Consider the following 18,185-nt stretch of genomic DNA (forward strand, 5'->3'; position numbering starts at 1 on the left):
GCGGGGGCCGTCGCCGTTTCCACGGTCGAGTCTGTCGGTAGCGAAGGTCCTACCGATCCGCTTGAGCGCGCGTGCCACGTCCTTGGTGTCGTTGTCGTTGGAGAACTTCATCCAGTTGGTGTCTGCATAGAGGATCTCGAGCTTGGCGAAGTACTTCGCGAGACGGTAAAGCGTAGTGAGAATGGCCAAGTCACGGTGGCGCTCCGTCCCGAGATAGGACAGAAACGACCGTGGAGGATGTTGTCGAGCCGTTCGCCGAGCTCCGCCGCGGCAAGCATTACGGGCTCACGGTGAAGGTTTAGTTGCTCCTTCGCCTCCTGATGGCGAAGTTCGACCTGCTCCGACTGCTTCAACCGCGCCTGGAGGCGAGCCAGGCTATGTTGCTGTTGCGCCGACCATGCCGCCGCGATTACGGCCGCGAACCCGGCGATCAACGCGACGGCTAGTTCACCGCTCATCTGAGGTATCTCCACTTGTCAGGGTGCGTTGCCCATCCAACACGAGCCAAGCGGGTCGTGAGTCCGAGTCGGCGTGGGCGGGACAATAGCCAGGGGGCGGGCGAGGTCGTGGAACGGCAACCGCTGCAACGATTCGGTCAGCGTAGGGATCATTCATGGTGGATTTCCACAACGTGACCCGAGATCACGTGCTGGCGGCAATGGCTGAGTACGACCGCATGGGCGCCGACGACTTTCTCGAGCGGCATGGGTTCGGCCGCGCCCGTGAGTACGTGCTGTGGTCGGACGGTCGCAGTTATGACTCGAAGGCGATTCTCGGGGTGGCCTATCAGCGTGCCACCGGACTGCCGTTGTCTGCGGACGGCTTCTCGGGAGGCAAGTGCGGCGCTGCCCGGGTGCTCCGCGACCTCGGTTTCGACGTCACCAGCCCTGAAGTCACCGCGGAACTGGATGATCTTCCGGAAACTGGGCGCTGGAGGAGTGTCGCGGACGTCGGCAACGAGTCGGCCCGGGCTTCATGGGCAGACGCCGCGCGGTCACTCCTTCTCGACACCGCCCGCCACTACCATTCAGTTATCACCTACAAGCTGGGTCTTCTCTGCATTTGTCACTTCTGGTTCAGCTCCTAGTTGAAGAGGGGGCGATTCGGCCGCGACGGGCGCGTATCGGTTGTTGGTTCTGAGAAGAAGTCTCAGAGGTTTCAGGAGCCCCGTAGGGCCACTTGTAGAGATAGAGAGGTAGAGAGTTACGAGGTAGAGAGTTACGAGGTAGAGAGTTACGAGGTAGAGAGTTACGAGGTAGAGAGTTACGAGGTAGAGAGATAGAGAGATAGAGAGATAGAGCTAACACCTACCCTTTTGTTTCTCATCCTTCATCTTTGGCAGAAAGGTTTGAGGGTCCGACACCTTTCAACCTCCAGGGAGGCGGGAGGATTTAACCCCCAACCCTTTCCATTGCCTTCCGTCGTTGGATCAGAGGACTCACTATCCCCTTTGTTTCTCCCTGCCACCGCATGAAATGAGAGGAGAGCAGCGTCCGCCTTTCGTTGCTATCTCGCGACAACAACCCTCAAATCTGGTCCAGAAGATCGAGCGACTCGACCAAAATGTGAACGAAAGCTTTTCTGTGCTCGATCAGATCCGAAAAGGTTCACGGTGGAGTAGGGCGGGCGTGACGCAGGTTCTGCCGGTTGCCGGGAGGTATCTTGGGGCAAGTCGTCATGTCACCGTGACGCTTGGCGTAGTCCACGATGCTCATCTGAAACTTCAGACAACGGAGCCACGATGACGGGTGGAAAACGTCAGCATCCACGAGTGCATCAATTGCGCGGTTAACGGTGCTTCCAGAGCACGGCGAGACTTCTCCGCCATCCTCAAGCTTGGCCTTGCCGAGCAAGTCCCTCAACTCGCCCGGAGCAAAGTGTGCGTGGCCGTCTAATTGCACGCGGCCAATAGCCAAGAGCAACATTCCGGTCTTGTGGTTGAAGTAGACCTTCTTGTACGGGCAGCCCGTCACGCACATGCGCCAGCCGCGGCACTGCTCCTGGTCCACGAGCACGATGCCGTCCTCGGCGCGCTTGTACATCGCGCCGGAGGGGCAGGAGGCCACGCACGACGGGTTGAGGCAGTGCTCGCAGATTCGCGGCAGGTAGAACATGAAGGTCTTCTCGAACTCCATGGCCACGTGCTCGCTCATGTGCTTGAGGACCGGGTCCTCCACGGCGATCTCCTGCGAGCCGCCGAGGTCGTCGTCCCAGTTCGCCGACCACTCGATCTTGTGGTCCTCGCCGGTGAGCAGCGACTTGGGCCGCGCCACCGGGGTGTGCCGGGAGTCGGCGGGTGCCGAGAGAAGCATGTCGTACTCGTACGTCCACGGCTCGTAGTAGTCGTGGATCGTCGGCAGCTTGGGGTTGGAGAAGATCGTGGCGAGCTTCTTCAGCCGGCCGCCCGCACGGAGCTTGAGCTTGCCCCGCCGGTTGCGGACCCAGCCGCCCTCCCAGGTGTCCTGGTCCTCGTACGTGCGCGGGTAGCCGAGGCCGGGGCGGGTCTCGACGTTGTTGAACCAGACGTACTCCATGCCGGTGCGGTTCGTCCACGCCTGCTTGCACGTCACCGAGCAGGTGTGGCAGCCGATGCACTTGTCGAGGTTCATCACCATCGACATCTGCGCCATGACCTTCATAGAGTCACGCTCCCCCTTCGCTCGCCCCTCGCTGCGGAGTTCGCCGTTCCGTCCATCAGTACTGCACCTCCTGGCTCCGGCGGCGGATGACCGTGACCTCGTCGCGCTGGTTGCCCGTCGGGCCGATGTAGTTGAACCCGTAGGACAGCTGCGCGTACCCGCCGATGAGGTGGCTGGGCTTGAGCAGCACCCGGGTCAGGGAGTTGTGGATGCCGCCGCGCAGTCCCGACGTCTCCGTCCGCGGCACGTCGATCACCCGGTCGGTCGCGTGGTACATGTACACCGTTCCCTCGGGCATCCGGTGGGAGACGATCGCCCGGGCGACGACGCCGTTGCGGTTGTACGCCTCGATCCACTCGTTGTCCTTCACGCCGATCTTCAGCGCGTCGGCCGGGGGACATCCACACGTTCGGCCGCCGCGGGAGAGCGAGAGCATGAAGAGGTTGTCCTGGTACTCGGAGTGGATGGACCACTTCGAGTGCGGGGTCAGGTAGCGCACCGCGACCTCCGTCTCACCCCGATCCTACGCGTGAACCAGTCCTCAGGTTTCGTCCACGGCGACCGAGCGCTCCCAATCGAGATGGTCGACGAGTCTGACTCACTTTGGCCGCGAGACGACCACGCTGTTCTTGAGGTGCGCTACCGCGGTGATGCCGTGACACCTGAAGAGCTCGAGAACATCCGTCCCGTCTCCAACGTCAAACTGATGGTCACGGCGAGCGGCTACCGGTGGAACTGGCTTCCAAAATCCGTGGAGATCGAAGTTCCGTTGTCGGTGGCGACCTTCATTGACCGAGTGCCCCGGTTCGTCAGACATGCACTTCGTGTGCTGCAGCAGGCACACCGCCAGGTCAGCTCGCCCGAAGAGGTCTTTTTCTTCGACCGCGACGCAACTCTGTGATCAGCGGTTGTATTTACTCCCTCTGGCCGGAGGGACAGGCGCGAGGGGAGCTTGCGTAGCAGCGACGGCTGTCGGCCTCCAGGGATCCTGAGGGGGCGCGCCCCAACATGCAGCGTGGGAAACGGTGCCAACTACGTTGACACTTTTCGCTTACATCAGGCGCAGGCCTCACACATCGGAGCGGCGGAATCAGAACGGTCGCGATGAGTGTCACCGAGCCACTTACGGTGGCGTCTCACAGGTCCGCTCTCGTGGGGCGGTGCACCGAGGCAAGGAGCCTCAGGCCGGCGACGACCCACCCGGAATCACCGGGCGGGGGAGTGCGGTCGACGACGCAGGCCCTCGGCGCGCCGGCGCCGAGGGCCTTGTGCGCTTCAGATGAGAGTCCCGGTGGTCAGAAGTCTCCCTTGTCCGCTCAAGGAGGGCGTGAGGAAGGCCGACCCGGCCCTGCTCGAGCCCATGATGGACGTCGAGGTGCGTACGCCCGAGGAGTACATGGGTGACGTCATTGGCGACCTCAACTCCCGCCGTGGCATGATCCAGTCGATGGAAGACGCGAGCGGCGTCAAGGTCGTCCGCGCTCTCGTGCCGCTGTCCGAGATGTTCGGGTACGTCGGCGACCTCCGGTCCAAGACCCAGGGTCGCGCGGTGTACTCGATGCAGTTCGACAGCTACGCGGAGGTTCCTCGGAACGTCGCCGAGGAGATCATCAAGAAGACCCGGGGCGAGTGAGTCCCACAGGTCGACCCAGCAAGTAACCCATAACCGACCCGTAGGATCCCATCCGCCCCGGCAGGGGCCGCCAAGCGCCTGCCAGAGCTGAGAGACAACTACCCAAGTCCCAGGAGGACCCCAGTGGCGAAGGCCAAGTTCGAGCGGACCAAGCCGCACGTCAACATCGGCACCATCGGTCACGTCGACCACGGCAAGACGACGCTGACCGCCGCGATCTCGAAGGTGCTGGCGGACAAGTACCCGGACCTGAACACGTTCACCCCGTTCGACCAGGTCGACAACGCTCCCGAGGAGCGTCAGCGCGGTATCACGATCAACGTCTCGCACGTCGAGTACCAGACCGAGAAGCGCCACTACGCGCACGTCGACGCCCGGGTCACGCCGACTACATCAAGAACATGATCACCGGTGCGGCCCAGATGGACGGCGCGATCCTCGTGGTCGCGGCGACCGACGGTCCGATGGCCCAGACCCGCGAGCACGTGCTGCTCGCCCGCCAGTCGGCGTTCCCTACCCTGCTGGTCGCGCTGAAAGCAGTGGTCAGAAATCCGATGGCTCGTGTGCTGGACGGCTGCGACGACCAGCAGGACGCAGGGTGGCCTTACCATGCATGTTTCCGAGGTGGCTGAGGGTGACGACGCCTATGCTGGAGTCACGCATATTGCCACTCTTGACGCAGCAGGAGAAGCGGTTATACATGTGGTGGCTCTGAAGACACTTCTGCAAAAGCTAGGGGCCTGGCCTGTCATGTGACGTTACGCCGCTCATGAGTTTTCGCGCTTCTCTACAGGCGTGGCCTTTTTGCAGTTGCTGCTGATATGTGAACGATTGGACCGAATGGCAGGTCTGGCCCAACGCTTGGCGCGGTGAAGGGGCTTCCTGCCGTGTCGTTGGGGGCCGCCCCGGATGATGCGGTGTGCCGGCATGGCTCCGAGTTAGCGACTAGCTGCAACGTGTCCCGGATGCGAAGCTGCGAACATGTACGCGCGGCGAACGTTCACTAGGTCCGGCTTAAGTGGTGCGGAAAAGGAGGAGCTTGTCGTAGTGGATGGGATCGCATCCCAGCTACAGTCGTATCTGGCATCGAGCGCAGCAGAACTCAACGCAGTCCACATCCACGGTGCGGGTAGTGCCGCGGTGCAGGCGATCGTTTCGCGGCTGCTGAGGGACGAGCTTGGTTTCTCCGAGGAGGTGGTGATCGATCCTTCTGACGGGTTGGTCACCCGTGCTCGTCCAGATTTCTACTACCAGCTTCGCCCCGGTCGAGGGATTATCGGCGAGGTCGAGCGGGGAGGTACGACAACCAACAACCATGATCTCAAAGATTTCTGGAAAGCGCACATAGCGCCATTCGTGCAACATCTTTTTCTTGTGGTCCCGATGGCAAATTGGCGCGCGGACGGCAGTCAGCGGGAGAAGCCGTTTCCTCTGGTGGCCCATCGCCTCTCTGCGTTCTTCGGTGACCCTCGACGTGAGGTCGATGTTCTTAGCGTGAACCTGTTCGGTTACGGCGGCCAAGAGATGGCGGTCCGCGCGGGAGTGTGAAAGGACCGCGCGGCCTGCTGGAGCACCCGTTGCAGCGGCGCGATCAGGGCCTTCGCGCGCGTCGTCAGTGACAGCGTGCTGCCGTGCCGTCGGCGACAGCGTGCTGCCCTGTTGCGCCGCGAGCGCGTCGCCGAGCAGCCCGCCGCATGTACCGGTGCGGCTGCGCGCGTGCCGCGCGGCCTACCGCGAGTACGGATGCTCGATGCTTGATGGGTCTTGCGGGCCTTCCAACCGGCCGCTGACCAGTAGCAGGTGCAGCAGCATGTTCCCCATGCGTCCGAACAGGTAGTCGTCGGTGCCCGGCGGCAAGGTCGCTACGCGAGTCTCGAAGTGGCGGATGTTGAACTGATTTCCGAGGTCTGTCAGGGCGACCATTTCAGCTTCGACGACCGCGCGCCAAGCCGGGTCGGTGATGTTGTCCAAGAGGGCCGCAACACTCGCCTTCTTGTTCGTCCGATTGTCCAGGGTCTTCAGTCTTTCGAACCCGTCCCAGAGCCGCTCGATGCCGATCTTGCGATCATTCGCGTGATGTGAAGAAAACTTTTCCATTGCTTCGGCGAGCAACTCGTCAAGTGCATCGTCACCTGTTGCCGGCGCCAGCGAGGTCATCACGCGTCGCACGACTGAGGACCCGAGCCTTCGAACCTGCCCATCTTCTCCCAACTCATACATCACTCCGCTTCGGCGCAGCATCTGGTTGACCTCGAAGCGGAACGTACGTCGTCCCCCTTTCCTGGTTGAAAGTCAGCTCATGATGGCGAAAGAACTCGTGCCACGAATCTTCCTGAGGCTCAGCCAATCGTTCGTGCGCGAACTCGAGTAAGTCAAAAATGACCTCATCTGAGACAGGCTGGTCTGGGTCCGATAGTGGCCATGGGGCACCCGGCACCATAACGCGCAAGTAAGCGGTGAACGCTTTGATATCCGTGCCGACGATCCCGTTACCGTCGTAGCACTGCTCCGGGAACGTGCGAGCGAACCAGTTCGCCGAGAGTTTGATGGAGACGAGCTGTAGCAGTCCCTGGGCGGCCACCGTGGGGAGTTGGCTTCGTTCGCGGGCAACGGGCCCATTCGCGCGTTCACTGTAGTAGAGATTTGGCACACGACCATCCTTGCGGAAAACGAGCAGCATTGAGACCAACTCGCTCGCTTCTCATGAGGGCAACCTGGTCAGCTACTGCTGCACACCGCTGGCTAACCCCGCCCCACCCCCGAAAGGGGCACGACGGTCACGGGGCCGCGGGGCCTGTTCCCTCAGGACCCAACAGCATGCACAAGCTCTTGACGTTCCACCCGTGAGCGAACCACCCCGGACACCCTCGGCCCGGGCGCGGCCACCTGCACACCCCCTCAACCCGTACGAAGACGGCGGGGGCGTGAGTGAGCTCCTTAGAAAGGAGGTGATCCAGCCGCACCTTCCGGTACGGCTACCTTGTTACGACTTCGTCCCAATCGCCAGTCCCACCTTCGACGGCTCCCCCCACAAGGGTTGGGCCACCGGCTTCGGGTGTTACCGACTTTCGTGACGTGACGGGCGGTGTGTACAAGGCCCGAGAACGTATTCACCGCAGCGTTGCTGATCTGCGATTACTAGCGACTCCGACTTCATGGGGTCGAGTTGCAGACCCCAATCCGAACTGAGACCGGCTTTTTGGGATTCGCTCCACCTTACGGCATCGCCGCCCTTTGTACCGGCCATTGTAGCATGCGTGAAGCCCAAGACATAAGGGGCATGATGATTTGACGTCATCCCCACCTTCCTCCGAGTTGACCCCGGCAGTCTCCCATGAGTCCCCGGCATAACCCGCTGGCAACACAGGACAAGGGTTGCGCTCGTTGCGGGACTAACCCAACATCTCACGACACGAGCTGACGACAACCATGCACCACCTGTACACCGACCTTGCGGGGCGCCCATCTCTGGACGTTCCGGTGTATGTCAAGCCTTGGTAAGGTTCTTCGCGTTGCATCGAATTAATCCGCATGGCGCTCAGCCGGTCGCGGATGACTGGCAGGAGGGAACTTGGGGATACGGTCGGAGGCGTCGACGACCTGCCGGACCAGCGTGTCTTTGATCGCCTCGCTTCTGAATCTTCTCATCAGTTCGGCGCAGTACTCGTCGAGATCAACTCCAGGTACAGGCCTGAGCGTCGGCTTAGCCTCCTCGTGCATGTATCCGAGAAGGAACTCAGCGAAGAGCGGGTCACGGCAGACCTCGTGCACGTAGGTCGCTCCATCAAGGAGCCCGAGGTAGCTCATGACCTGGTGAGAGGCGTTGAGCAGGCGCAGCTTCATCAGTTCGTAGGGCTCGACGTCATCGACGAGCTGAACCCCCGCGCGAGTGAAGTCGGGGCGGCCCGCGGGGAAAGTGTCCTCGAGCACCCACTGTTCGAACGCTTCGGAGACTACGGGCCAGCGGTCCTCTATCCCGAACTCACGAGTGATCTGCTGACGCATCTCCGCAGTCGTAACCGGCGTGATCCGGTCGACCATGGAGTTGGGGAAACTCACTTCTTGCGCGATCCACCGGGCGAGCGTCGGATCCACTCGTTCAGCGAAGGACAGCAGGGCCTTCTTCGCGTGGGCGCCGTTGCTCTGGATGTTGTCGCACGACAAGACGGTGAACGGCACCTGTCCCGCGTCGCGCCGGGCACGCAGCCCCGCGAACAGGAAGCCGAGGGCGCTGCGCGGAACCGCTCCCAAGGGCGACGTCACCGGCCTGGAAGGTCTCGATCACGTGCGGATGAAGTCGCCCAGCAGGTGCGACGCGCCCGAGACGACGCCGCCGACGCGCTCACCAGCCTGGGCGTAGGTCTCCAGGATCATGGTGTCGTCGCCGTTGTAGAGGATGAAGTCCTCCGGCGTGACATTGAGGTACTGGGTGATCTGCTTGGGTTGAGCTCGGCCTCGTCCTTGATGGCGACGACGTTCTCGATCTGGGCGAGCTGTCCGACGATCTCCGGAGAGGTTGCGCCGGTGAAGATCGGGATGTTGTAGAGCATGATGTTGGCGTTACCGAGCTCGCCGGCCACGGCCTCGTAGTGCGCGAGCAGTTCTGTCTGGCTCGGCTTGGTGTAGTACGGGGAGACGACCATGAGGGTCTCGATGCCAAGGTCAACCGCCTTGCGGCCCAGGGCGATTGTCTCCTTGGTGGACGTGCAGCCAATACCAGCCACCACCGGCAGGCGGCCGGCAGCGGCCTCGACGCCGGCCTCGAACACGGCTACGCGCTCGTCGAACGTCTGAGTGTGGAACTCCCCTGTGGTCCCGGAGAGGATGAGTGTGTCGGCCTTGTTGTTCTCGATCAGGTAGTCGATGAGGCTCGTCAACTTCTCCAGGTCGAGTTCCTGGTCACTCCCGAGCGTCAGGACGGGGACCAGGATCTTGCCGTAGCGGTTCTTGTCGAACATCGTGTCCTTCGCATTCACTGGTGAGAGCTCGTCGGTTTTGACTCTCGGGGCGGAGCGGTCTCTCTGAGTTTTTCCGTTGCGATGGCGTAGCGCTGAGCTGCGGGCTTGATCGCATCACTCCTTGGATGGTGTGTTCAGGGTGGCGGCGTCGTTGGGTGCGTCAGTCCACGGTCCGTGCGACCTTGACGGCGTCCTCGCTGCCTTCTTCGAGGATCGTCTCCATCTGGTCACGCTGTTTGCGCTCCGATCGCCAGACATAGACGAGCGACAGCACGATCAGTGCCCAGAAGATCAGCGAGGCCGGCCGGGTGAAGAAGATCGTCCAGTCCCCGTGGGTGATCGTCATCGCCCGCCGGAAGTTGGTCTCCGCCATGGGACCGAGGATCAGGCCGAGGATCAGCGGTGAGACCGGGAACTCACGGACCACCATGAAGTAGCCGAGCACACCGAAAACGACCGCCACGAATACGTCCGCAATACGGTTGTTGATGGCGTACGAGCCCACCAGGCACAGCAGCAGGATGATCGGAACGATCACGGAGGTCGGGATTCTCACCACGTACGCGAACATTCGCGCAGCAACAGTGCCTACCAAGAGGATCAGCACGTTGGCGACGATGAAGCTGGCGAAAATCGTGTACACGAGTGAGGACTGCTCGCCCGTGAAGAGTTGCGGTCCTGGCGTCAGCCCGTGGATGAGCAGGCCGCCGAGCAGCACGGCAGTGCCTGCTTCCCCCGGGATGCCCAGTGTGAACATGGGGATCATCGCACCGCCCACAACGGCGTTGTTGGCGGACTCCGACGCCGCGACGCCTGCGGGTTTCCCCTGCCGAACGGGATTCGGCCCTTCGGGCGCCGCTTCGCCTCCGAGTAGGACAGGAACGCCCCGATGTCGGTGCCCGTGCCGGGAATTGCACCGATAGCGGTGCCGATGAGAGATCCGCGCGCAATGGTCGTGGTGCTGTCGCGCAGGTCCTGCCGGGAGATCCAGCGGCGTCCGGAGATCTCGGGCAGAGCGCTCATCGCGGAGGACTCGCGGATCATCACCAGCTGGTGTGATGCCGAAGACGCTGCCGCAGTGAAGACGCCCTCCTTCTTCAACTGGTCTGCCCAGCGAGTAAGCTTGGCGGCTTTTCCGTCGACCTCAATGTCACCGCGCAACTGCAAAACTAGTTGACGGAGATGCCGCTCAAGTGCCGCGCCAGCAAATCCTGCGGCAGCGGCAGGAGGCAAGTCCGTTTCCCGAAGAACCACTTCTGCATGCATCAAGTAATCAAGCGCCTCATCGCCCGTCCCTACAACCAGGCGAGCCATCCGCAGAGCAGCATGCTCCCGAGCAGAATTGGGAGCACTCTTCAGCCATGCCGCAAGCCGCCTGAACTCATCATCACCGGCGGCCTGAATAACGCTCGAAAAACTGAACCCTCTCTCCACGGCAACAGCACGCATAGAATATGAAAGAAGCCGGGGTGACACAGAAAAAGGAATGCCAGCAAGTTCACCCAGTCGCCTCACGACGACGTAAAGGTGCTTGCGATGCGCCTTCCCGCCGCTGCCAGTGACAACCAGGGCGCCACGGTCTCGCCCTTCCAGATGCTCCTTAATCGCTGAGTACACCTCGTCAGGCAGAACCGTGTACGGCTGCGAACGTCCGCGTGTCGGGATGTGCAGAATCCGGCGCCCGTCAAGTTCTCCGAGGTGGGACACCTCAGCGCCGCAAACCTCTTCTGGGCGCAGGGCGCAGATTCCTAGGAGTCCGACGATCACCCGTTCACCCGGACGCCGCGCCGCCCGCCACAATAGTCCGATTTGTTCGGCAGTCAGTGCTTGACGGATAGGCCTCTGTGGTATCTCTACATCAAGCTTAGCCGCCGGATTGTCGGCTCGGGCCCCTGCTCAACCATCCACGCGAAAATAACCGCAGGCAGTCGAATCGCGATCTGACTGTCGAGATGGCCAGTCGCTGCCGTTCGATACGAATGTACCTAGCAAGCGAGGCGGAACTGACAGAAGTTAAGTTTAAACCTTCAGACCCACACCATGCAGCTAACGCGGATACGTGGTGGCGATACAACCTCCGTGTGCTCTCGCTCAGCCTTCGGTGCGTCACAAAGTAATCGATGTGCTCTACGTCACGCTCGTTCATGGTCGGAGGCTATCCACAACGACTGACAAGACGCGCAAGCAGCTCCCAACGCTCTCAGCTGTGACCTGGACGCAACCGTCATGGAAACCTCAAGCCAGAGACAGCCACGGGGACCACGTGGCTCGTCCAGAGACACAAACGCATGCCCCGGCCGAGCGGACATCCACAGGGCCGCGCCGCATGTCACCGTCTCGTGCGATCCTCCTATGGCGCGCCTGACGGAATCGCGGCCGGTCTTGGCCCAGGATCAAGGGGTCGCTCTGACGCGTAGGCGCGGCGTGAGACAGAGCGACTCCCGACTGGTGTCGAGGATCGGCGTGAGGGAAAGGAAGTGCGACGCGTGGCCCAGCGAAGGCGTCGACCCACTGTAGTGAGTCTCTTCAGCGGAGCCGGCGGTCTAGATATCGGCTTGGAGCAAGCCGGATGGGACGTCGTAACGGCCACTGACATTGCTCCGGACAGCATGGAGACCCTCCGCTTGAGCCAACAGGCGCAAATACCGATTGGAAAGCGGCGCGGCACTTACCTAGAGCACGCACGCCTAATCGCTCGGCGGTCTGCCAGAGCATGTCCACGTACCTGAACTCCGCGTCGTAGCACTCGGCGTCGGCGCCGTCCTCCACCGCCGCATCGGGCACTGCGTACTCGTACACGGAGCCCGTGGGATCCAGGTCCGTCAGCTCGAAACCGGCCGCGCTCAAACACTCCCGGTACCGCTGGAACGCCGCCCGGTACTCATCCGCCGTCGCCATCCGGTCACTGATCTCCGCGGCCTGCTCCGCCGACGCGTCCGACACGTCCACATCGGTCAGCGCATCGGCCTTGCCACCTGCGGGGGGCTCCGACGGAGCCGAGGAGGAGCACCCGCCGAGCAATACCGCAAGAACGATCCCAGCTGCCGGGATTGCCTTCGTCTTCCTGAGCAAGATAGCCGGACACCCCATCCTCAGTCGTCATCGCCTGGTGGCGGGAACATTACCGGCTAGCCTCAACAATGTCTCGCACCGTGGAATAAGTGATGCCAGTGGAGGTTCTGAACCGGTGCCGCAGTTCCGTTGTTCCGGGATACCCGGCAGGAAATTTCTCAGCATGGTAGTTCCATCAGCAGGGAGGCCGCTGTTGCTGCACCCGTGACGTCAGTGCCTTCTGCAAAAGGGCGGTGGCGAGGTGCTGAAATCGCTGAGCAGTTTCCCCTGAGTCAGCGTAAGCAGTGACGCAGAAGTGTCCCGCTCGTGAAATACTGAACCTGTCGTTTGATACGGATCGGAGGGCCGGGGAGATCGGATGCGCCCAGGGCTGACGTGCATCTCGCTGGTGTGTGCCGCTGCGCTCACCGGCATCCGCAACACCTACAGGTCGAGCGCCCGAGAGATCACGTTCTCCACCGCCGACGGCGTGGCTCTCTTTCCTGCCCAGAAGGCGACGGACGGCACGTGGTACCGCGGCAGCATGCGGTTGGTCGGGGCTTCGTCGCAGGCAGACGCGTTCGATGTCGTGAACCACCTGCCTCTCGAGGACTACCTCCGTGGTGTGGTCCCGCGCGAGTCCCCTTCAGGCTGGCACCTGGAGGCACTGAAGGCACAAGCCGTCGCAGCCCGGAGCTACGTGCTCGCCACGCGCCAGACCGGTCATATAGACACCTGCGACACCACAAGGTGCCAGGTGTACGGCGGGCGCGCCCAGGTGGTCGCCGACGGGATCGACTTCCTGCCGAGATCCAGCGAGGCTGACTCGACCGACAGGGCGATCAAGGAGACTGCCGGCCAGGTTCGCTGGTACGGCGGGCGGGTCGCGTTCACCGAGTTCTCCTCCACCAACGGCGGCTACTCCCGGCAAGGACGTGCATACGGCGCCGATGTGCCCTACATGCCCGCGAGACCCGACCCGTACACCGGCACCGCTACCGGCGACACTCGCACCCGCTGGACCAACCGGCTCCAGGTGAGCACCGTCGCCTCGAAGTGCCCGGACGGCGGCAGCACTCACCGCTTCGTCAGTCGCGATGACGCCCAATGCCGCATTGAGCGCTTCATTTACGACGACGTTTCCAACCGTCAAAGGTGCTCGGCACTATACAGACATCATATGGTCGCAGTCTCTCTACAACTTCGGCCGAGTTCCACGCTCCGAGGTACTCCACGTTCGGGTGTTTCGCGGCCAAATGCTCTATCTCAGCGAGAAGCTCGCCATATCCACCTACGAAATCAAGTCGCCAGTCTCCGCCTGAAAGCCGATCGATAGCCTCCATCAGAACGTGCACGCCTTTGAACTGCCGCCGTAGGCGGCCGACGTAAACGAAGCGGAGAGGAAGTTGGGTCGTACCCGACTCTACGACCGGCACGACATGATGCGCTGGCGGGCTGTACATGTATGGATACAGCACCTCTCCCCGAAACCCTAAGCGCCGATACTCTTCAACGCCGCGGCGCCCCAGTGCGAAGAACAATTGGATCCTGCTGCCGTATCTGAGGCTCAAAGTACGGTAGTACGCGATAGACAACATTCGTCCGAACAGATTGCGCCACCCCGGCCGCATCCTTGTCGGGCGCTCGGCTACAATCCCGAGCTTCCTACCAGGATTCTTGCACAGCATACGAAACCGTCGGAAGTTCTCGCCACGAAGGCCATAAACCAGATGAATCCCATCGGCGTACTCATCAGCAATACGCAAGGCTTCTTCGTCTGGGTCCCTAGCTTCTCCGAGTTTTATGTGTGGAATACCGCTGGACGACCATCCAACAAGGGAGCGCTCTGGAGATGTGCCGCGGGCGGTCACCACCAGCACCTCGTTGCCCCAGTGCTGAGACAGATACCGATAGACACCGCCCTCCACATCCACTGGGCACTTCGCCAGATTATCAGCGGCTTACGGGTGAAATTCTGAATCAAGATCGAAATCCTTTTCTCAAAAACGCTATTGTTATAGAGTCGCAGGGTCGCTAAACGCCGTGGCAGGCGGCCGCCCAGATGGCCGTTGGTTTCGGCAGGCAATGGCTGGCATACCGTCGCCTCGCTTGCGTGACGTTTGACTAATCCCGTACCAGGCTAGTACGAAGATGAACAACTGTGGACCTGTGGTGGTCAAGAACCAACTTCGAAGGGAGTGAATGATTGACGCGCCAGTGAGAGCAACAGCCTCAAGACCAAGTCGCCACATCAGGTGGTAGATGCCGTGGATGTGGCGAGACGGCCGTTTCAGGTCGAGCAGCCGTGCAGCGTCGCCGAGGGTCCGTGGCTGGTCCAGGAAGGCTAGGAGCCTTAAGCGGTCCTCCTCCGCCGGGCAGTTCCACGGATGTCGATACCCGGCAACCCACTCCAGGTTGTGCCTCTGGATGCCCATCAACCCGTGAAGCACTTCGTACCCCCAGCCGATTCGCTGGCATAGCTCGGCTGTTTTGGCGAACTGTGCTGCAGCTGCCTCGTCCACGAGCTCGGATGGCCGGACGTCGTACATCACCTTCTTGCCGGACTCGAGCAGGGCGAAGAAATCTGGATAGTGGCGACTGCCGTCATTGAACTGGAGGCAGGCCGGTTGAGCCGCCAGCGCGGACAGTTTTCCGTGTGATCGAGGTACATCAGCGAGGTGTACTCAGTCATGGACTCGTACCACACATGGTTGCGCGTCCCGGCGCACCAGTAATGGCCGTGATAGTTCCGTTGCCCCTGGTACCGGGCCGCTTCACGCGCTGGTAGTGCGAGGTGCAGCTCGATCCCGACACACTCGGGACTGGGCCGACAACCGTGGATTTCTCCAGCTGCGTCAACCCAGCTGATGAGTTCCCCCACTGCCCCTGCGTCGCGGCCGTGCTCGGTCTTTTCATTCCTGTACAGCGGTCCTCCACTCGACGGTCGCTGTTCGACCATGTCTGGTAGACACGCTAGCATGTCTAGGAGACCCTTTACCTCTACGACTGGGCGTGTTGGAACCTGCGCCAGGGTCGAGTCTCGACCGGTATCCGCCTTAACCTGAGGCGTGGCGAGAGTCGCCACGAAGGCGAAGGAAGGTCGTTCCCGAGCATGAGCGATCCCCGATTCAGGCCGAGGACATACGCACAGGTGCCGGGCCAGTTCGGAAAAGACGAGCACATCGCTTGGCGCAGCGTTTCAGGTGAGGATCACGCAGCACGACTCGAAACCGCACGACTCCAGAACACGATTGCCGCTCGCATCGCGGCCAAATTGCGATCTAGGGGTCTGACCGTGAAGGACTATGCGGCCCTGGCGGGCGTGGGATACGACCGCATGCTCAAGGTCCTCAGGGGTGATGTGCTGATGCGTCTGGAAGATGTGTCAGACGCCGAGCGCCTGCTCGGGGGAATCACGTGCGAAAAAGCCGAAAGGCCGCACTAAGGCGCCACGGAGATCCAGGGAGCCGGGACAGGAACCCCGCTGAGCGGGCACCGACCACGGAGGAATGGACCCGAAGCCCCCGCTCCTTCGCACATCTCAATCGGTAGTCCTATGTCACGACGCTCCAGCGGAACGCGAAGACCTTCGCCCTTGACTAGCGATCGGTCATTGAGCCGTAGCGGGGCCGCCGCAATCAGGATCCGAGTCATCCCCGTCGCGTTTCGGACGTCCGTCGATGACGTCGAGCAGATCCTCAAGCGCAAGGACAAGCTCGTTGTGGCAGTGCATGTAGAACAGCTGGGTCATGTCCGTCGGGCGGATGTTGTTGATCCAGCCCAGGAGCTCGCGGGCGAGGCCTGTGTCGTCGTCGTGATGAACGTGTCGGCGGACCTCCCCTTCCGGATCGCCGCGATGGAGCCGAGCGGAAGCGCGACGATCACCGCGAACCCGAGTGCGGCGACCGCCAGGGTGGCGGTGACACCGAGCGCACCACCGATCATCTCGGTGACGGACGTCCGGCTCGTGTAGGACAGACCGAAGTCGCCCTGGGCGACCCGGCTCAGCCAGCCCGCGTACTGCTCGACGATCGGCTGGTCCAACCCGTTCGCCGTGCGGAAACGCTCGACGGCTGCCGGGTCGATGTCGAGCGATCCCGTACGGGCCCGCATGAGCTTGCGTACCGGATCGCCGGGGGTCATGTAGGGAACGAGAAAGACCAGGAATGAAGCGACGATGAGGGTACCGGCCAGGACGACCAGCCTTCTCAGGGCAAAAATCATGTGTTCCTCCTCGCTCCGCCCATGTCGGTTCTTCAGCTCACCTTGTCCAGGAACTTGAACAGTGGAGCCGCAGGCGGCAGGAACCACGGCGGACCGAAGTGGCCCGGCATGGGGAAGAAGGTGAGGGATCCCCAGGGATTGACGTCAGAAGCGCCACCGACCATCTGCGCCATCACCGAGCCCATGTGGGTCGCCATCTGGACCCCGTGGCCGCTGTAGCCCACCGAGTACAGGACTCCGTCACGCTCGCCGGCGTGGACCATCTGGTCCAGGGACATGTCCACGAGGCCGCCCCAGCAGTACTCGATCCGGGTACCTGTGAGCTGCGGGAATATCTCGGTCATCCCCCGGCGGAGAATGCGGCCACTTCTTGCGTCCGACTCCTTCACGGTCACGGCGAAGCGTGCACGTCCCCCGAAGAGCAGCCGGTTGTCCGGGGTGATGCGGAAGTAGTAGCAGACGCGGTTCGTGTCGGCCGCGACGCGACGGGTCGGCATGATGTCGTCGATCAGCTCGTCGCTGAGGGGCTCCGTGACGATGACGTAGCTCCCGATCGGCACGATCCTGCGCTGCAGCCACGGAGTCAGACGCCCGGTGTAGCCGCTGGTGGCGACGACTACCTGGTCTGCCCGAACCACACCGACCGAGGTGTGGACGTCGTGCGCACGGCCGGCCACGCGACGTAGCTCCGTGACCTCGCAGTCCTCGTGGATCGAGACACCGCGACGGGTGGCGGCCGTGCTCATAACCGGCGCCGGGTCGGAAGTGGCCACCACTGTGTTGTCCGGGGGCGCGGTGTCCGAGGCGGTGCAGGCCGAAACGATGAGCACAACGGCACACGCAAGCGACATGCACGTGAGTCGTTTACTCATCCGATCTCCCGCAAAGTTCCGATCCGCACCCAGACAACTATCCTCAGCATTTCACGAACCAGACAGCTCTTCGTACTGTTCACGGCAAGCGGGCGACTAACTGACCACTATCGAATTCGCTGAGTTAGGGACACTAAGTCGCAACTCTCGCCCTGACGGCGGCGGGATTCCACGCAAGTTGGAGAGTCCATGGCAGACCATCCAGTACCCGCCACCCTGTCGCGCACCGGCGCATCGAGCAGAACCAGGCAAGCCACGTTGTGCGTCATCGCACTGATAACCGTCGCGCTCGGGCTGAGCATCCGCACGTTTACCGATGGCGCGTGGACGGGACCGGCCGGCGACGCCTGTACGCCGTCCTCATCTATCTGCTCGTCGCAATCTTGTCTCCCGGCAGGCCCAGGGCAATGATCGCGGGCGCAGCAATAGCGGTCTGCCTGCTGATCGAGGCACTCCAACTCACCGGCCTGCCCGCTCAGCCGGCGCAATCCTGGCCGCCCATTCGACTGGTGCTGGGCACCACCTTCGGGATCGCGGACCTGTTCGCCTACACCGGCGCATGCACCCTCGCCTACGCACTCGATCGGAAGCTCAGCAACGCACCGAACCTCGCTCGGGGCTAGCAACCCTCAACCACGCTCACAGCCGCGCATCATGAGCCCGGACCGCTCGGGGGCACTAACGTCCGAACGAGGCACCCACCCCCTCAACTCGGCTCAACACCGGAAGCACAGGCGACAGGACACCCGGTAACGCCGGTGGTGAAAGGCCTGCGTCATCCCCCGGTGAAGACGCCGATCGCCAGTTC

General features: G+C 62.2%; 13 protein-coding genes, 7 pseudogenes and 1 other annotated feature. Of the genes and pseudogenes, 9 read left to right on the forward strand and 11 right to left on the reverse strand.

The genetic code is table 11. The features are described 5' to 3' along the window. Nucleotides 1-613: 613 nt before the first annotated feature. Entirely contained in the window at nt 614-1,087 is a 474-nt protein-coding gene (locus DA06_RS23055; protein WP_418606155.1) for a hypothetical protein, read from the forward strand. A gap of 838 nt (nt 1,088-1,925) precedes the next feature. Here the strand turns inward: DA06_RS23055 and DA06_RS23060 are convergent. Continuing rightward, nucleotides 1,926-2,639, reverse strand: a pseudogene (locus tag DA06_RS23060) (4Fe-4S dicluster domain-containing protein); the annotation flags it as partial. A 55-nt stretch (nt 2,640-2,694) separates the two neighbouring features. Next, nucleotides 2,695-3,153, reverse strand: a pseudogene (locus tag DA06_RS23065) (molybdopterin dinucleotide binding domain-containing protein); the annotation flags it as partial. Between the two features lie 15 nt (nt 3,154-3,168). Between DA06_RS23065 and DA06_RS23070 the strand changes: the two are divergent. The 4 genes and pseudogenes from DA06_RS23070 (at nt 3,169) to DA06_RS23085 (ending at nt 5,820) form a co-directional block, all read left to right on the forward strand. Beyond that, nucleotides 3,169-3,540, forward strand: a complete 372-nt coding sequence (locus DA06_RS23070; protein ID WP_418606157.1) for a hypothetical protein — start codon at nt 3,169-3,171, stop codon at nt 3,538-3,540. A 414-nt stretch (nt 3,541-3,954) separates the two neighbouring features. Beyond that, nucleotides 3,955-4,272, forward strand: a pseudogene (fusA, locus tag DA06_RS23075) (elongation factor G); the annotation flags it as partial. A gap of 123 nt (nt 4,273-4,395) precedes the next feature. Then, nucleotides 4,396-4,805: pseudogene (locus DA06_RS23080) on the forward strand (GTP-binding protein); the annotation flags it as partial. A 514-nt stretch (nt 4,806-5,319) separates the two neighbouring features. After that, nucleotides 5,320-5,820 carry a hypothetical protein gene (locus DA06_RS23085; RefSeq protein ID WP_418606158.1) on the forward strand — a complete coding sequence of 167 codons (501 nt, stop codon included), beginning with the start codon at nt 5,320-5,322 and terminating at the stop codon, nt 5,818-5,820. 180 nt (nt 5,821-6,000) lie between these two features. Here the strand turns inward: DA06_RS23085 and DA06_RS23090 are convergent, their stop codons facing one another. From DA06_RS23090 to DA06_RS23110, 5 genes and pseudogenes are all read right to left on the reverse strand, one after another. Further along, nucleotides 6,001-6,432 carry a hypothetical protein gene (locus tag DA06_RS23090; RefSeq protein WP_052436323.1) on the reverse strand — a complete coding sequence of 144 codons (432 nt, stop codon included), beginning with the start codon at nt 6,430-6,432 and terminating at the stop codon, nt 6,001-6,003. A 52-nt stretch (nt 6,433-6,484) separates the two neighbouring features. Continuing rightward, nucleotides 6,485-6,952: a hypothetical protein gene (locus DA06_RS23095; protein ID WP_418606160.1), complete on the reverse strand. Its 468-nt coding sequence runs from the start codon at nt 6,950-6,952 to the stop codon at nt 6,485-6,487. Between the two features lie 274 nt (nt 6,953-7,226). Beyond that, nucleotides 7,227-7,857 (reverse strand) — a sequence feature (16S ribosomal RNA rRNA prediction is too short). Nucleotides 7,858-7,899: 42 nt separating this feature from the next. Then, nucleotides 7,900-8,535 (reverse strand): annotated as a pseudogene (locus tag DA06_RS23100) (mannitol dehydrogenase family protein); the annotation flags it as partial. A 107-nt stretch (nt 8,536-8,642) separates the two neighbouring features. Next, complete coding sequence (locus tag DA06_RS23105; protein ID WP_052437056.1) at nt 8,643-9,248, reverse strand: dihydrodipicolinate synthase family protein; 606 nt, start codon at nt 9,246-9,248, stop codon at nt 8,643-8,645. A gap of 142 nt (nt 9,249-9,390) precedes the next feature. Next, nucleotides 9,391-10,679, reverse strand: a pseudogene (locus tag DA06_RS23110) (tripartite tricarboxylate transporter permease). Between the two features lie 1,067 nt (nt 10,680-11,746). Between DA06_RS23110 and DA06_RS23115 the strand changes: the two are divergent. After that, nucleotides 11,747-11,959: a DNA cytosine methyltransferase gene (locus tag DA06_RS23115; RefSeq protein ID WP_418606162.1), complete on the forward strand. Its 213-nt coding sequence runs from the start codon at nt 11,747-11,749 to the stop codon at nt 11,957-11,959. A gap of 866 nt (nt 11,960-12,825) precedes the next feature. Beyond that, nucleotides 12,826-13,317: pseudogene (locus DA06_RS23120) on the forward strand (SpoIID/LytB domain-containing protein); the annotation flags it as partial. 88 nt (nt 13,318-13,405) lie between these two features. Here the strand turns inward: DA06_RS23120 and DA06_RS23125 are convergent. Beyond that, nucleotides 13,406-13,969: a glycosyltransferase gene (locus tag DA06_RS23125; RefSeq protein WP_418608180.1), complete on the reverse strand. Its 564-nt coding sequence runs from the start codon at nt 13,967-13,969 to the stop codon at nt 13,406-13,408. 1,463 nt (nt 13,970-15,432) lie between these two features. Here DA06_RS23125 and DA06_RS23130 point away from each other — a divergent pair. Beyond that, nucleotides 15,433-15,726, forward strand: coding sequence for a hypothetical protein (locus tag DA06_RS23130; protein ID WP_418606163.1), 294 nt, complete (start codon nt 15,433-15,435; stop codon nt 15,724-15,726). Nucleotides 15,727-15,891: 165 nt separating this feature from the next. Here DA06_RS23130 and DA06_RS23135 read toward each other — a convergent pair whose 3' ends face one another. The 3 genes from DA06_RS23135 to DA06_RS23145 are packed head-to-tail and all read right to left on the reverse strand — an operon-like array spanning nt 15,892 to nt 17,278. Beyond that, complete coding sequence (locus DA06_RS23135) at nt 15,892-16,032, reverse strand: hypothetical protein (protein WP_418606165.1); 141 nt, start codon at nt 16,030-16,032, stop codon at nt 15,892-15,894. Next, a complete protein-coding gene (locus tag DA06_RS23140; protein ID WP_418606166.1) occupies nt 16,029-16,505 on the reverse strand; it encodes an ABC transporter permease in 477 nt (158 codons plus the stop codon). Before DA06_RS23140 ends, DA06_RS23135 begins: the two co-directional genes overlap by 4 nt. Before the next feature lie 32 nt (nt 16,506-16,537). Then, nucleotides 16,538-17,278 carry an NAD(P)/FAD-dependent oxidoreductase gene (locus DA06_RS23145; protein ID WP_418606168.1) on the reverse strand — a complete coding sequence of 247 codons (741 nt, stop codon included), beginning with the start codon at nt 17,276-17,278 and terminating at the stop codon, nt 16,538-16,540. Nucleotides 17,279-17,700: 422 nt separating this feature from the next. Between DA06_RS23145 and DA06_RS23150 the strand changes: the two genes are divergently transcribed. Beyond that, nucleotides 17,701-18,000: a DUF2809 domain-containing protein gene (locus tag DA06_RS23150; protein ID WP_052437059.1), complete on the forward strand. Its 300-nt coding sequence runs from the start codon at nt 17,701-17,703 to the stop codon at nt 17,998-18,000. Nucleotides 18,001-18,185: the final 185 nt, after the last annotated feature.

It is taken from the genome of Georgenia sp. SUBG003 (assembly GCF_000715355.2).
GTDB lineage: Bacteria > Actinomycetota > Actinomycetes > Actinomycetales > Actinomycetaceae > Georgenia.